Source organism: Dongia sp. P2_B8, from assembly GCF_056404715.1.
Map to the genome: position 1 here is coordinate 971,073 of NZ_JBFUDM010000001.1, position 15,008 is coordinate 986,080.

The following is a 15,008-nucleotide window of genomic DNA, read 5'->3' on the forward strand; positions in this document are numbered from 1 at the left end:
CTCTCCCATCCGCCAGGTGTTGCCTGGCCGGTTTATGTTGATGTTTTTGACGTGCTGAGACGGATTGCGGGCGTGCCTTTGCCCTGATGGCCATCGACCTCCCCCACGATGACAAAGCTTTAACCGCAAGCACCGTGCCAGAATGGAAGCGCCGTGATTTCAGAGGGTTATGTCGTCATCGATCCGGCGAATGGACATCTTGTCCAAGATGCTTGGACAAGATGTCCCGCGGGATCATCGTGTCCGGGTCAGAGCGCTTCCGGCAGCCAGATGGTAAAGCTGGTGCCCCGGCCAAGTGTGCTCTCCGCCGCGATCCTGCCGCCCTGGCGTGTCACCAGGGTCTGGCTGATCGAGAGGCCGAGGCCAGTGCCTTCGCGCCGTTTGGTGGTGAAGAAGGGATCGAACACCTTTGCCAGGATGTCAGGTGCCATGCCGGTGCCGGTGTCGGCAATCTCGATGAGGAGACCGGCTTTGCCGTCGCGGTCCTGGTCGACATCACGGAGCGTCAGCGTGCCGCCATCGGGCATGGCATGGATGGCATTGACGATAAGGTTGATCAGCACTTGCTGCAGCTCGGTGCGGTTCATGAGGAGGAGGCGCGTTGCTAGGTGCGTGCGCTCGACCTTGATCGCTGCCTTGTTGAGGAGATGCTGGACCAGAGGCAGGCAATCGGAGATCACGTCGGCAGGTGCATGCCGCTCGACATAGCCCGCATATTCCTCGGGCTTGGCGAATTGCAGCAGGCGGGTGACGATCTGGCTGATGCGGTGGATCTGTTCGTCCAGCAGGCGGAATTCGGTCCGGGCGATGTCGGCACGGTCGCCCATGAGATTGCGCACCACTTCGAGATTCCCCTGCATGACGGCAATCGGGTTGTTGATCTCATGGGCGACCCCGGCCGTGATCTCGCCGATCGCGGCCAGCTTTTCCGACATGATCAACTGCTTGGTGGTGGCCTCCAGCTGGCGGTTGGCAAGCTGCAGCTCACTGGTTCGCTCTTCAACGCGGTGGTTCAGTTCCTCGTTCCAGGCGCGTAGCTGCCGGTCACGCTCCTGGACCAGGTCCAGGAGGCCGTCAAGATGGACCGCGACGCGGCCGATCTCGTCGCTTGCATCGGTGAGACCGGTGCGGGCACCGAGATCGCCGCTCTCCACCGTGCTGATCGTATCGGTGACGCGTTCCAGCGGCTTGAAGATACCGCGTGCCCAGCGCAGGAACAGCGGTACGCTGATGGCGGTTACTACGAGGAAGGCTGCGGCGATGATGGCCAGCGTCACATATTTGGCGGCGCGGAAGGGTGTCTCCAGAAAGCCGACATAGAGCATGCCGACGCGCTGGCCGAAGCTGTCGGTGATCGGCTCATAGGCCGAGATGTACCAGTCGTTGACGACGAAGGCGCGGTCGAGCCAGACCTTGCCGGTGCCCAGCACCGTGTCGCGCACCGCCGCGGACACGCGGGTACCAAGGGCGCGGCGATCTTCGAACAAACGGACATTGGTGCTGATCCGGACATCGTCCAGGAAGAGTGTGGCGGTACCCTGGCTGTCCTCTGGCAGGCTCGCTTCGCGGTAGACCAGATCGTTGATGGTATCAATGAAGACTAGGTTCTGGTTGAGCAAGGTGCCGCCGACCAGCACCGCGCCGGGCGACTTGCCGATGCTGACAGGTGTTGCTGATTGGATCACCATGCCGCGGTCTTCCACGTGCCGGTTCGTCGGAACGGCATTGGGCGTTGGCACCAGTTCGAGCCGCGCGCGGTGTGCCAAGGCCGGCGAGATCGCCATGAGATCGGCGTTACTAAAGATGTCGATAGCTGTAGCAGAGGCGCCGGCCAAAGCGGTCCTGATGACGGGCCAGTCAGCCTTGAATGCCGCCGGTACCGGCGCGATGACACGGCCGTCTCCGTCGATCAGATACAGAAAGTCGAGACCGAGCTCCTGACGGCTTTGTTCGAGGAAACCCGGTATGGCAGCCGCATCGCTGCCGGCCATGACGTCGCGGAAGAGGGCTGAATTGCCGAGCGCTCGCACATGATCGCCGGTGTTCTCCAGAATACGCGCCAGATATTCATGGGCGATGGTGAGGTCACCATGAACCTTCGAGATCAGGAGGGAATCGAATTTGGCATTCCAACGAACGATGGTGATGCCGAGCAGCAATGGCAGAATGACCAGGGTCGGCAGCAGGGCGATGGCAAGCAGGCGGTAGCGAATGGAGCGCGCGGGACGGACGGGTGATAGGGCCGGCGTCTTCTCAGACATTCCACATCGCGCATTTGCGATCGATGGTCTTCCTCGACACGCCCAGGCGACGTGCGGCTTCGACCCGGTTGCCGTTGGTTGCCTGCAATACGGCCATGATGTGCCTGCGTTCGATATCCTGCAGGCTTTCCGGGGTCGCGGCGGCGCTGCCGATGCGTTGCCCGCTGAATTCATCCGGAAACTCGCCCAGGATCAGGGACCGTTCAATAAGATTGCGCAGCTCACGCACATTGCCCGGCCAATCATAGCGGGCGAGCGCCGCGCGCACCGCGGCATCGATCGCGACGGGCGGCATGCCAAGCTGCTGCGAAAGCTTGCCCATGAACAAAGTGGCGAGCTCCTGCACATCGTCGCCGCGGTCTTTGAGCGGTGGCAGATGCAATTGCATGACATTGAGGCGGTAGAAGAGGTCCGGTCGGAAACGGCCACGCTCGACTTCTGCCGCGAGCTCGGCATTGGTGGCGAAGATGAAGCGCAAATCGACCGGCACTTCGCGCTCCGCTCCGACCGGACGCACGCGGCGATCCTCGATCACGCGCAGCAGCTTGCTCTGCAGGTTGAGCGGCAATTCGCCGATTTCATCGAGGAAGAGGGTGCCGCCCTGGGCATGCATCAAGAGCCCCTCGCGGGAATTGGCAGCGCCCGTGAAGGCACCCTTCACGTGGCCGAACAATTCGCTTTCGATCATGTCGGGTGGAATGGCAGCGCAGTTGATTGGAACGAACGGTTTTTCGGCGCGGTCCGACAAAGCGTGGAGAGAGCGCGCCGCGACCTCCTTGCCGGTGCCGGACTGGCCGGTGAGCAGCACTGACGTCGGCAGCGGCGCCACGCGGGCGATGGTGTCGCGCACCTGCTTGATCGCCGGTGATTGGCCGATCAGTCTTTCGCGCAGCAGAATGTGGTCGGAGGTCGAGCGCAGCTCATACCGCAAGACATAATTTTCCCGCTGCAGGCGGGTCCGGTCGAGGCAGCGCGCAACGGCGTTGAGAATCTGGTTCGAGCGGAAGGGTTTGAGGACGAAGTCAACGGCACCAGCGCGCAGGGCCTGGATCGCGGTTTCCAGGTCGGCAAAGGCGGTCATCAGGATGGCATTGGCGAAGAAGCCGATGGCGCGCTGCTCTGCCAGCCATTCCACGCCGGTCTTGCCCGGCATGATATTGTCAAGAATGACCACATCGAAATGCTGGGCATCCAGCTTGCGGCTGGCTTCCTCAGTGTCGGCAGCTTCCTCCAGCCGCTTGCAGCGCGGGCCTAGCGTGCGGCTGAGAAAATTGCGCATGCCCGGCTCGTCATCGACGATCAGGATCGACGCCTGGGCCAGCCATGGCCCGAATTCAGGATCATGCGGCGGATCTTGAGTTTTGCGTGGTGCCTGTGCGGTCACGTCTTTCCATCCCCGGATCAGCTTTTATGCGCGGCTTCTTGCTTATTTCGTCAATCATGGGCGGACGGGGAAGCAAACGCAATACCGGGTGCTGCAGCCAGGGAATTCGGTACCGGAAAATTATTCACCGAATATCTGGACCATCAGCCACAGATTGGCCGCGACAATCACCACGAACAGCAGCCATGCCAGCAACCGCAGCGGCAGCTTGCTGGCGAAAGGGCCCATCATCGTCTTGTTGCTGGTGAACCTGATCAGCGGGTAGATCGCGAAGGGCAGTTGCGCGCTCAAGACCACCTGCGTGAACACCAGCAGCTTGCCGACTGAATGCTCGCCCATCCACAACACACCTGCCAACGCCGGGACGAGGGCAAGGCCCCGGGTGATCAGGCGCCGCTGGTAGCAGGGGATCTTGAGGTTGAGGAAGCCTTCCAGGATCACCTGGCCGGCGATGGTGCCGGTGAATGTCGAGCTTTGGCCGGAAGCGAACAGGGCGACGCCGAACAGAACACTCGCCATCACCGTGCCGGCAATCGGTTCCAACAGGCGATAGGCATCGTCGATATCGGCCACATTGGTGGCGCCGGTCTGGTGGAAAGCTGCCGCCGCCAGGATCAGGATCGACGCATTGATCAGGAAGGCGAGGGAGAGCGAGACGCCGACGTCGAGGGTGGCGAGGTTGATGGCGGCGCGTTTGGCGGGCACGCTCTCGCCCATCAGCCGCGTCTGCACGATCGAGGAATGCAGATAGAGATTGTGCGGCATCACCGTCGCGCCAAGGATGCCGATGGCGAGATAGAGGGCGCCGCTGTCGGTGACGACCGTCGTCGACGGAACGAGGCCACCGAGGATCAGGCCGAAATCCGGACCGACCAGGACCAGTTCCACCAGGAAGCAGATCGCGATCGTGAGAATGAGGCCAAGGACGATCGCCTCCAACCGCCGGAACCCGCGCCCCTGCAACCCCAGCACGATGATCGTATCGAGGCCGGTGAGCACGATGCCCCATTCGAGCGGAATGCCGAACAGCAGCTTGAGCGCCAGCGCGCAGCCGAGCACTTCCGCGACATCGCAGGCGATGATCGCGATCTCTGCGCATATCCACATGAATTTGGCGACCATCGGGGAGTAAGCATCGCGCGTGGCGCGGGCGAGATCCTTGCCGGTCACGACGCCCAATCGCAGGGCCAGCGTTTGCAGGACAATGGCGGCAAGGCTTGAGAGCAGGACGACGAACAGCAGGTCGTAGCCGAACTGCGAACCGGCCTGGATATCGGTCGCCCAATTGCCGGGATCCATGTAACCGACCGAGACCAGTAATCCCGGCCCGGCGAACTTCATCACCCGCTGCCAGAACGGCAGCGAGGGCGCGATGAAGATGGAGCCGCGGACTTCAGACGGGCAGAAGGGGGCGGTCGCTGTGGTGGGGAGTTTGAACATCCCCGGCAATTTGACCCAGCCCCCTTCCGATATCAAGCGCGGGCGATAGCCGCCTTAGACAGAATCGACCATCACCAGTTCCGCATCTTCCAACGCGGTGACGCGGATGACCGGTTCGTGCTGGATGGCAGCACCGTCCCGCGTACCGATCTTGACGCCGTTTACCTCGACGACGCCTTTCGACGGCACGAGATAGCCGTGGCGCTGATCACCCAGCGCATATTCCGCCGTCTCGCCGGCCTTCAGCGTGGCGCCCAGGACGCGGGCGTCGGTGCGGATCGGCAAGGCATCGACATCGGCTTCATAGCCGCTGGCCAAGGTGACGAAACGGCCAGAGCGGTCGCCCTTCGGGAACGGCTTGGCTCCCCAGGCTGGTGCAGCACCCCGCTGGTTCGGCATGATCCAGATCTGGAAGATGCGCGTGGTGCTGCTTTCCAGATTGTATTCCGAATGGCGGATGCCGGTGCCGGCACTCATCACCTGGACATCGCCCGCAACCGTGCGGCCCTGATTGCCCTGGTTGTCCTGATGCGTGATGGCACCTTCGCGCACATAGGTGATGATCTCCATGTCGGCATGTCCGTGGGCCGGGAAGCCGCTGTTGGCGGCGATGGTGTCATCATTCCAGACCCGGAGCGCGCCCCAGGCCATGCGGTCCGGTTCGTAATAGTCGGCAAAGGAAAAATGATGCTTGGCATCGAGCCAGCCATGGTTGGCGGCGCCAAGGGAGTCAAAGGGTCTGCGTTCGATCATGATGTGGGTCCTTTCGTGACTGATGACGAAAAGATGGTGCATCGCCGGTGGCTTTAAAATAGAAATTAACGAAACGAATTGTTTCTGATATTGATCTATCCTTAAAACAGCCAAAATGTGCAAATGCGACGCATTCCTGACTTTGAAGCATGGGCGATTTTCGCCAAGGTTGCCTATATGGGATCCTTCTCCCGGGCGGCCGTGGACCTGGGCCTCTCCAAGGCAACCGTCTCCAAAGCCATCTCGCGGCTGGAGGCGATGCTCACCACGCCGCTGTTCCATCGCACTTCCCGGAAGCTGTCTTTGACCGACAGCGGGCGCCTCGCCATGGAGCGGGCGGAGCGGATGTTGGCGGAGGGGTTGGCGCTGGAAGCCGATATGGGGGCCCGGTCGATGCTGCCCTCCGGCCTCGTGCGGATGGCGGCCCCCATGTCGTTCGGCATCGCGCATCTGGCGCCGGCATTGCCGGACTTCTTCGCGCTTTACCCGGAGATTGCGATCGATCTCAATTTCAGCGACAGCCAGATCGATCTGGTGAGCGAGAATTACGATCTCGCCTTGCGCATTGCGACACTGGTCGATTCATCGTTGATCGCCAAGCGTTTGTGCGAGGTGCGGATCCTGCTGGTGGGATCACCGGACTATTTCAAGCAGCATGGCCGCCCACAGCATCCGCAGGATTTGAGTGCGCACCAGGCGCTGTTCTACACACTGGGCCGGTCGCGCGATGCCTGGCAGTTTTTCCACCCGCAGCAGGGCGATTATGCCGTCAGCGTGCGTTCACCTTTGCGGGTCAACAATGCCGATGCGTTGATGCCGGTGCTGCGGGCCGGGCTCGGCCTTGCGTTACAGCCGGAATTCCTAGTCTGGCGCGATCTGGCCAATGGCAGCCTGGAAACCGCCATGCCTGACTGGGCGCCGCGGCCGATTGCGCTCAACCTGGTGACGCCACCCAGCGGCATCCGGCCGGCCCGTGTCGAGGTACTGATGGATTTCCTGAGCCGGCGTTTTGCCAAGGCGCCATGGGCGCATAATGTGTAAATTGACTGGCATGGATTGCTAGAGTCGATAGGGGATTGCGAATGTTGCGCCGGTTCATGTTGCTGATCGGACTGCTGGCAGGTTTGCTAAGCGCAGCGCCCGCTTTTGCGCAGTCGACAGATACGCCGGCAACAACAATGCCGGCGACTGGGGCGCCGCCGCAGGTGCAGGAACTGTTGAAGTTGCTGGATGATCCTGTCATTCGCGATTGGGTGGCGGCACAACGCGCACCGGCCGAAGCAGCACCTGCCATCACCGACATGACGCCCAGCAGCTATATGGACCAGCGGCTGCTGGATATCCGCAGGCATATCACCAGCCTGATTGCGACCGTGCCGCTCATGCCCGACGAATTTGCCCGCGCGCGGACCATCCTGATACTGGAATTTGAGGACCGGGGCATCTTGCAGGTGTTCTCGCTGATCTTCGGTTTCCTGGCGCTCGGCTCGCTGCTCGAATGGATCTTTCGGCGCGCGACGCGGCCGCTGCAGCGCTGGATCATCACCGTGCCGCTCAACACGGTCGGCGATCGCCTGCGGGCGGCCGGCATCCGCATGTGCTTCGGGTTGGGGCTGGTGATCGTCTTTGCCGTGGGCACTGTGGGCGCCTTCCTTGCTTTCACCTGGCCGCCCTTGCTGCGCGAGATTGTCCTTGGCTATCTGACAGCTTTCCTGGTCTTGCGCATCACGCTGGTTTTCGGCCGCTTCATCCTGGCACCTGGTGGCGAGCGGTTCCGTCTCGTCCCCATGAACACTGCGGCTGCCTGGTTCTGGTATCGCCGCATCTGCCTTGCCGTCGGCTGGCTGGCGATCGGCTGGGTGACGGTCGGTCTTCTGGGGACGCTGGGCCTGTCGTTCAGCTCGCGCGTTCTCATCGCCTATGTGCTGGGCCTCATGCTGCTGGCGATCGGCATCGAGGCCTGCTGGCGGCGACCGCCGGCATCCCTACATCCGACGGAGGATGCGGGCCATGAGCATCGACGACTCACGAACTGGCTGCTGACCGCCTATTTTGTTGTCCTGTGGCTGCTTTGGGTAGCGTCGGCCATGCCGACATTCTGGCTTCTGGTGGCGGCCGTCGCCTTGCCAGCAGCGATCCGCGGCCAAAGGCGGGCGGTGAACCATGTCCTGCGACCAGCCGGTGCCGTGACGTCGCAGGGCAATTTGCCAGGCGTCATTGAAGTCTGCCTGGAGCGCGGCCTGCGCGCGTTGCTGATCATTGCGGCGGCACTGCTGCTGGCAAAAGCCTGGCACATCGATCTCGTGGCCATGACCATGCGAGACAACCTCACAACGCGGCTCATGCGTGGCTTGTTGAGTGCCATCGTCATTGCCTTGGTTGCAGAGTTCATCTGGTATTTCGTGCGGGCCGTGATCGATTCCAAGCTCACCGTTGCCCAGCATGGCGCCCATGTCGACAGCGAGGAGATTCGCCGTCAGGCGCGGCTGCGGACCCTGCTGCCGATCCTGCGCAATATCCTCTTCGTCATCATCCTGGTGATCGCTGCCCTGATGGTGCTTTCCGCCATGGGGATCGAGATTGCGCCGCTTATCGCCGGTGCCGGCGTAGTTGGCGTCGCGGTCGGCTTCGGTGCGCAGACATTGGTCAAGGATGTGATCAGCGGCATGTTCTTCCTGCTCGACGATGCCTTCCGCATCGGCGAGTACATCCAGAGCGGCAGCTATAAGGGCACGGTCGAATCCTTCAGCCTGCGTTCGGTCAAGCTGCGGCACCATCGCGGGCCGCTCTATACCGTGCCGTTCGGCGAACTCGGTGCCGTGCAGAATATGAGCCGCGACTGGGTGATCGACAAGATGACCATCGGCGTCACCTACGACACCGATCTGGAAAAGGCCCGCAAGCTGATCAAGGAAGTGGGCAAGCAGCTTGCTGCCGATCCCGAATACGCACCGCACATCATGGAACCACTGAAGATGCAGGGCGTCGAGCAGTTCGGCGACTATGCCATCCAGATCCGCATGAAGATGATGACCAAGCCGGGCGAGCAGTTCGTCATCCGGCGCAAGGCGTTGGCGTTGATCCGTACCACCTTCAATGCGAACGGCATCAATTTCGCGCAGCCGACCGTGCAGGTGGCAGGTGGCGGCGAACATGTTGCATCGGCAGCTGCCAAGCATGTGCTCGATCTGGCAGCACCGGCACCAAACGAAGCGTAAGTCATAGTTGCGGCTGGCGGCTTGCTGACCCCATCGATCGCTCAGCAGTTCAAGCTGAAGAGTCGATGCAATACTTATTGCGTCATCTCTGTGCCCGACGACATGGGTGAAAAATCATATGTATCTACATATCCGCGGAATGCCGCGAGCGCCCTTGAGAGATTTTTTACGTGGGACGAGACCATGATCATCTGATGTGCCGGAATTCGCCATTGCGGCAATGATTCAACAAGGATACCAGCCGATATATATGGTGCGCACGCATAGGCAGGTAATACTGCCAGACCATTCCCAGCTATGCTCGCCTGCAGCAGGAAACCGATTGAATTGCTTTTCATAGAGACAGGTGGAGTTATCTTGGAACTCTTCATCCCCTTCGAGAAAAGCCAGGTCGCGTGAGCTTCGTGAACGAGGCACTTATGCTTCGGGAGGTGATCCGGCTGCGTTAGAGGTTCGCCGGATCTTAGATATCTGGGCGACGCCACGAGAAGGCGCTTGATCGGCGATATCTTGCGAACAATGAGATCGCGACTGGCGACCGGCCCGACCCTGAACGCGAAGTCGATACGCTCGCGTATGATATCCAGATTCTCATTAGTTGCTATCACATCGATTTCAACATTAGGAAATTGTTTGGCAAAGCCATGGAGAAATCGGGGCATGAAATAAGATGCCGTGACTTCCGGGCACGTGATTCTGATTGATCCAGACGGTCTTTCCTTCAGATTGACCATCGCCACCTTTGCGGAGGCCGCTTCTGCTCGGACGCGAAGGCAATATTCGACAAATACCTGTCCATTGCTGGTGAGGCTGACGCGGCGCGTAGATCGATTCAGCAATCGCAAGCCAAGCCTCTTCTCAAGCTGCGCAATGCGCTGACTGATTGTCGATTTGGGCACGCCAAGCCTGACGCTTGCTTCGGTGAAGCTGTTGCTCTCCGCGACCTCGGCCAGGAGAATCATGTCATCTAGGTTTCCCATATGCTTGCCACCTGCTTTTACTATGTCGGCACTCTGTCGCTCATCGATGACTGCAACTTGCTTCCCAAAAATGATTGTCCGCGGAAGCGGACAGTAAATCCGGAACGGCAATATAGCATCGGATACAACAGCGGGATTATTCTTTCTCCAGACATGTGCGGCGATTTAGAGGCATGACATGACAGAAAACCAAAGCTGGTCACTCAAAAGATTTCCATCAGGGATGCCGAGCGTCGACGATTTTGCCCTGGAACACCGTCAGTTCCCAAATCCGGGACCGGGTGAACTTCTCGTCAGGACACTTTGGCTGTCGGTTGATCCGTATATGCGTGGACGAATCAGCCCGGCAAAGAACTATGCCGCCGGGCTGAAAATTGGCGATCTCATGCTGGGCGGTGGTGTCGGTGAAGTTCTTGTCTCCGAGGCTCCGGGATTTCGCGTCGGTGATATTGTTCAGTCCGATTACTTCGCTTGGCAGAGCCAAACGGTCCTTCCTGCAAGAACCGCCACTGTGCTCGATTCAAGTCTGGCACCGGTGCAGACCTCGCTGGGGTGCTTGGGAATGCCTGGACTGACAGCTTACTTTGCACTGCTAAGGACAGCCCGACCGAAAGCGGGCGACACGGTGTTGATCTCCGCAGCGTCTGGCGCCGTCGGCCAGATTGCGGGACAAATCGCGCGTATCAAGGGATATGACCCGGTTGCGGTCGCCGGGACTGACGAAAAGGTCGAGTGGTGCAAAGGGTTGGGATATCGTGCCGGAGTCAATCATAGGACGGCGGTCGATCTGGCCAAGTCGATTTTGGAAATTTGCCCGAATGGCGTTGACGTCTTCATCGATAACACAGCGGGACCCATCCATGATGCCGCAATGGCACATCTGAATACTTTTGGCCGCGTTGTCGTTGTTGGCACTGTTGCGTTGGCAGACCGATTTGGGCAACCGGATATCGGCCTGAGGCATTTGCGCCGAATTCTTATTCTGCGCGCGAGAATAGAAGGCTTTTTGTTGGATGACTTTGAGGCCGAATATGCCATTGCCAGAGCCGAGTTGGGCGACTGGTACAAGCAGGGGCTGCTGGAAACACGGGAAGATGTTCTAAACGGAATTGAATCAGCTCCGCAGGCGTTGGTGCGCATGTTGAAGGGCGAGAACTTCGGCAAACAGTTGGTAAGGTTGTAAGAAGGGTTCCTCAGCGCCTTATCAGGGAGAGTTTGGGGGCTTTCACCCAACTGCGTGCTGCTCAGTCAAAAACCACTGGCATGCATCCATTACTGCCGATCCGTGAACCCAAAGTCATTTTGATGGCTCTACCGTCTGTGGCGCGATGATGGCGCCGCGTGGCCTTATCATCCGACGCGCGATACCAGCCGAGGCATGACCGCAGGAAGTCCGTCTGCGGTGTCTTGACTCTGCTGCCGCCGAGGGCAATAAAGCATATTGTATGACAAAAATTGCGCAGGCGTGGCGATGCCTTCGCGCATGCAAAAAGAACGATGGTCGCTGCCGATTTTCCAGGAGCCGGGGAGGTTTTTGGTGCCAGATCGGCCATTCTGAGGGAGGGGAATGGCGTGCTCACCAAGGGCGACACACGGCGTCCATTTTTGCGACGCAGCATACACAATCAGATTCTCCACGAAGTCGGCGAACGGATTCTGTGCGGCGTTTTTATGCCGGGCGACATTCTGCCCAGTGAAAATGCGCTGTCGGACGAGTTCAAGGTCAGCCGTCCGGTCATGCGCGAGGCGATCAAGGTCCTGGCTGCCAAAGGCCTGGTCGATGCGCGGCCGAAGATCGGCACACGCGTGCGCGGGCGTGAACAATGGAACATGCTCGACCCAGATATCCTGACCTGGAGCTTCGCCTCGCGCGAGGCCGAGCAATACGCCATTCATCTTGCCGAAATGCGCCGGGTCCTGGAGCCGGAAGCAGCCGCCATGGCGGCAGAGCGTGCTACCCCCGAACAACTTGCAAAGATCGTCGCGGCCTTTGCCGGCATGGAAACCTGCCCGGAGGATACGCCTGAGCATATCGTTCACGATCTGCGGTTCCATCAAAGCATTCTTGAGGCGACCGGCAACCCGTTCATCGCCTCGACCGGGCATGTCATCGAATCTGCGCTGCTGTTCAGCTTCAAGCTTTCCAACCAGATTGAGAATGCGCGCAACCAATCGCTGCCGCGACACCGCGACGTGCTGGAGCGCATTCAGGCGAAAGATGCGACAGGCGCACGCCGGGCGATGGCGGCGTTGATCGACGAGACCTGGACGGATATCGAACAATTCATGGCAAAGCGCGACGCCGCAAAGGCAAAGCGCCAGGAAAGAACGCTGGGAGCGGGACCGCAATAGCTGACGTTTGGCGCTGACGATATTTTGGAGGCCGGTGTCGCCATCTCGCCGGCTGCATACCCCGACGTGACGGTGGGGCGTTCTAGATGGCCAACAATGCAAGACTTGGAGGAACGACATGAGCTTTCGATTGAAACTGCTGTCTGTGGCTGCCCTGGGCCTCGTGATGAGTGCCGGTGCCGCCATGGCCGATACTGCCGCGTCGAAAATCGCCCTTTCCAACAACTATGCTGGCAATTCCTGGCGCCAGGCGATGTTGAAGAGCTGGGAGAAGGTGGCCGGGCAGGCCGTCAAGGACGGTGTCGTTGCCGAAGCCTCGGCCTTCACCACTTCGGAAAACCAAGTGACCGAACAGGCGGCGCAGATCCAGAACCTGATCCTGCAGGGTTACAACGCGATCGTCATCAACGCCGCCTCGCCCGATGCGCTCAACGGTGCCGTGAAGCAGGCCTGCGATGCCGGCATCATCGTCGTGTCGTTCGACGGTATCGTGTCAGAGCCCTGTGCCTGGCGGATCGCTGTTGACTTCAAGCAGATGGGCGCCATTCAGCTCGACTATCTGGCCGGCCGCATTCCCGACGGCGGCAATCTCCTTGAAATCCGTGGCCTTGCCGGCGTGTTCGTCGACGACGCCATCCATTCCGGCATCGAGGCCGGTGTCGCCAAGCACAGCAACTTCAAGGTTGTGGGCTCGGTCCATGGCGATTGGGCGCAGGAAGTGGCACAGAAGGCCGTCGCCGGTGTGCTGCCGTCACTCCCCGATGTGAAGGCTGTGGTGACTCAGGGTGGTGACGGCTATGGCGCAGCCCAGGCGTTCAAGGCTGCCGGCCGCCCGACGCCGCTCATCATCATGGGTAACCGCCAGGATGAGCTCGCCTGGTGGAAGGAACAGAAGGACGCCAACGGCTATGAGACCATGTCGGTCTCGATCGCGCCGGGTGTCTCGACGCTGGCCTTCTGGGTCGCCCAGCAGATCCTCGATGGCAAGGACGTGCCGAAGGATCTCACCGTGCCGTTCCTGCAGATCAACCAGGCCGATCTGGAGAAGAGCCTGGAGACGACGGAAAAGGGCGGTGTCGCCAACGTCGAATACTCGCTGGAAGATGCCCAGAAGGTCATCGCCGGTAAATAAGAAATCTCGAGCACAAGCATGACCGATATTACCGGAGAGATCGTCAACCTGACGGGTGTGGCCAAAAGCTATGGCGCCGTGCGCGCGTTGGCAGGCGTCGATCTGGTGGTAGCGACAGGCGAGTGCTTGGGGTTGGTAGGACACAATGGTGCCGGCAAGTCGACCTTGATGGCCGTGCTTGCCGGCACGCTTGAACCTGATACCGGCCGGATTGCGGTCGGCGGCACCGGCCTGCAGGAATATTCCGTGGCGATCGCGCATCATCACGGCATCCGCTGCGTGTTCCAGGAATTGTCGCTGTGCCCCAATCTGACCGTGGCGGAGAATGCCCGGATCTTTCATCGGCCGCTCAAAGGCGCCGGCTGGAAGAAGCGGGCGGCAACGCTGATCCAGGACAAGCTCGATGAGATTTTTCCCGGCCATGACATTCTGGCGGGCGAGATCGTTGGCGATCTGCCGATCGGCCGCCGGCAGATGGTCGAGATCGCCCGAGCCTTTACGGTAACTGATGCGCCGCTGCGGCTGGTCATCCTGGATGAGCCGACATCGTCGCTGGATGCCGTTACCGCCGAGCAGCTGCTGAGCTTCGTGCGCCGGCAGGTGCAAGGCGGGCTCAGCGTCATTCTGATCTCGCACATGCTGGGCGAGGTGCTGGGAAGTTCCAGCCGGATCGTGGTGATGAAGGATGGTGGCGTTGTCGCGGCACGCGCCGCCAGCGAATTCACGCGCGATTCCCTGGTTGCCGCCATGGGTACTGTGACGGAGGCCAAGGCCGCTCACCGAGGCGCAACCGCCGTGCGCCGCGTGTCGACAACGGCCATGATCGAGGCGCGGCCGGCGGCGCAGATCGACGACCGCAAGCTGATGGCCCATAAGGGCGAGATTGTCGGCCTCGCCGGCCTTGCCGGCCATGGCCAGACGCGGATGCTGTTGCAGATATTTGCCAATGCCGGCAAACGCTATACGGAGACCAAGGTGTCGGCGCCGGTGGCCCTCATCGCCGGTGACCGCCAGAGCGACGGCATCTTCCCGCTCTGGTCGATTGCCGAGAACGTCACGGTCGGTTCCCTGGGCCGTCTGGTGAAGCATCTGTTGATCGATGGTGGGGCGACACGGGCGATGGCGGAGAGCTGGCAGAAGCGGATGCGCATTAAGACACCGGACATGAACCACAACATCCTGTCCTTGTCGGGCGGCAACCAGCAGAAGGCGCTGTTTGCCCGGGCGCTCGGCTCGGATGCAGAGATCGTGCTGATGGACGATCCGATGCGCGGTGTCGATGTCGGCACCAAGCTTGAGGTCTATGAACAGGTCAAGCAGGAGGCGCGGGATGGCCGTACCTTCCTGTGGTACACGACGGAGATCGAGGAACTGAGCAATTGCGATCATGTCTATGTGTTTCGCAACGGCCAGATCGTCGACGATATTCCGCAATCCGAACTGACCGAAGAGCGTGTCTTGCGTGCCTCGTTCCATGAGGCGGCGTAA

11 protein-coding genes are annotated in these 15,008 nt (G+C 60.5%); 6 read left to right on the plus strand and 5 right to left on the minus strand.

From position 1 onward, the window contains the following. Nucleotides 1-248: 248 nt before the first annotated feature. The 4 genes from AC1DWZ_RS04480 to AC1DWZ_RS04495 form a co-directional block, all read right to left on the minus strand. Nucleotides 249-2,261 carry a sensor histidine kinase gene (locus tag AC1DWZ_RS04480; protein ID WP_477167658.1) on the minus strand — a complete coding sequence of 671 codons (2,013 nt, stop codon included), beginning with the start codon at nucleotides 2,259-2,261 and terminating at the stop codon, nucleotides 249-251. Next, nucleotides 2,254-3,645, minus strand: a complete 1,392-nt coding sequence (locus AC1DWZ_RS04485; protein WP_477167659.1) for a sigma-54-dependent transcriptional regulator — start codon at nucleotides 3,643-3,645, stop codon at nucleotides 2,254-2,256. Before AC1DWZ_RS04485 ends, AC1DWZ_RS04480 begins: the two co-directional genes overlap by 8 nt. Nucleotides 3,646-3,765: 120 nt before the next feature. After that, nucleotides 3,766-5,085 (minus strand): Nramp family divalent metal transporter, encoded by a 1,320-nt coding sequence (locus AC1DWZ_RS04490; RefSeq protein ID WP_477167660.1) that lies wholly within the window; start codon nucleotides 5,083-5,085, stop codon nucleotides 3,766-3,768. Between the two features lie 54 nt (nucleotides 5,086-5,139). Then, on the minus strand, nucleotides 5,140-5,838 hold the full coding sequence (locus AC1DWZ_RS04495) for a pirin family protein (RefSeq protein WP_477167661.1): 699 nt from the start codon (nucleotides 5,836-5,838) through the stop codon (nucleotides 5,140-5,142). 123 nt (nucleotides 5,839-5,961) lie between these two features. On the opposite strand from AC1DWZ_RS04495, the gene AC1DWZ_RS04500 reads away from it, so the two are divergent. Both AC1DWZ_RS04500 and AC1DWZ_RS04505 read left to right on the plus strand, forming a co-directional pair. Then, nucleotides 5,962-6,879, plus strand: coding sequence for a LysR family transcriptional regulator (locus tag AC1DWZ_RS04500; protein ID WP_477167662.1), 918 nt, complete (start codon nucleotides 5,962-5,964; stop codon nucleotides 6,877-6,879). Nucleotides 6,880-6,920: 41 nt separating this feature from the next. After that, complete coding sequence (locus AC1DWZ_RS04505; protein ID WP_477167663.1) at nucleotides 6,921-9,056, plus strand: mechanosensitive ion channel family protein; 2,136 nt, start codon at nucleotides 6,921-6,923, stop codon at nucleotides 9,054-9,056. Nucleotides 9,057-9,130: 74 nt separating this feature from the next. Here AC1DWZ_RS04505 and AC1DWZ_RS04510 read toward each other — a convergent pair whose 3' ends face one another. Next, the gene (locus AC1DWZ_RS04510; RefSeq protein ID WP_477167664.1) at nucleotides 9,131-10,018 is read right to left on the minus strand and encodes a LysR family transcriptional regulator; all 888 of its coding nucleotides are present in this window, start codon (nucleotides 10,016-10,018) and stop codon (nucleotides 9,131-9,133) included. Between the two features lie 196 nt (nucleotides 10,019-10,214). On the opposite strand from AC1DWZ_RS04510, the gene AC1DWZ_RS04515 reads away from it, so the two are divergent. The 4 genes from AC1DWZ_RS04515 to AC1DWZ_RS04530 all read left to right on the plus strand — a co-directional run bounded on the left by AC1DWZ_RS04515 (nucleotide 10,215) and on the right by AC1DWZ_RS04530 (nucleotide 15,008). After that, entirely contained in the window at nucleotides 10,215-11,219 is a 1,005-nt protein-coding gene (locus AC1DWZ_RS04515) for an NADP-dependent oxidoreductase (protein ID WP_477167665.1), read from the plus strand. A gap of 389 nt (nucleotides 11,220-11,608) precedes the next feature. Beyond that, nucleotides 11,609-12,388 carry a FadR/GntR family transcriptional regulator gene (locus AC1DWZ_RS04520; RefSeq protein ID WP_477167666.1) on the plus strand — a complete coding sequence of 260 codons (780 nt, stop codon included), beginning with the start codon at nucleotides 11,609-11,611 and terminating at the stop codon, nucleotides 12,386-12,388. A 118-nt stretch (nucleotides 12,389-12,506) separates the two neighbouring features. Then, entirely contained in the window at nucleotides 12,507-13,520 is a 1,014-nt protein-coding gene (locus AC1DWZ_RS04525) for a substrate-binding domain-containing protein (protein WP_477167667.1), read from the plus strand. 18 nt (nucleotides 13,521-13,538) lie between these two features. After that, nucleotides 13,539-15,008, plus strand: a complete 1,470-nt coding sequence (locus tag AC1DWZ_RS04530; protein WP_477167668.1) for a sugar ABC transporter ATP-binding protein — start codon at nucleotides 13,539-13,541, stop codon at nucleotides 15,006-15,008.

Coding starts and splice junctions, on each gene's coding strand:
- AC1DWZ_RS04480 (WP_477167658.1), bottom strand. CDS start 2,261: ATGTCTGAGAAGACGCCGGCCCTATCACCCGTCCGTCCCGCGCGCTCC.
- AC1DWZ_RS04510 (WP_477167664.1), bottom strand. CDS start 10,018: ATGATTCTCCTGGCCGAGGTCGCGGAGAGCAACAGCTTCACCGAAGCA.
- AC1DWZ_RS04490 (WP_477167660.1), bottom strand. CDS start 5,085: ATGTTCAAACTCCCCACCACAGCGACCGCCCCCTTCTGCCCGTCTGAA.
- AC1DWZ_RS04505 (WP_477167663.1), top strand. CDS start 6,921: ATGTTGCGCCGGTTCATGTTGCTGATCGGACTGCTGGCAGGTTTGCTA.
- AC1DWZ_RS04500 (WP_477167662.1), top strand. CDS start 5,962: ATGCGACGCATTCCTGACTTTGAAGCATGGGCGATTTTCGCCAAGGTT.
- AC1DWZ_RS04515 (WP_477167665.1), top strand. CDS start 10,215: ATGACAGAAAACCAAAGCTGGTCACTCAAAAGATTTCCATCAGGGATG.
- AC1DWZ_RS04525 (WP_477167667.1), top strand. CDS start 12,507: ATGAGCTTTCGATTGAAACTGCTGTCTGTGGCTGCCCTGGGCCTCGTG.
- AC1DWZ_RS04530 (WP_477167668.1), top strand. CDS start 13,539: ATGACCGATATTACCGGAGAGATCGTCAACCTGACGGGTGTGGCCAAA.
- AC1DWZ_RS04495 (WP_477167661.1), bottom strand. CDS start 5,838: ATGATCGAACGCAGACCCTTTGACTCCCTTGGCGCCGCCAACCATGGC.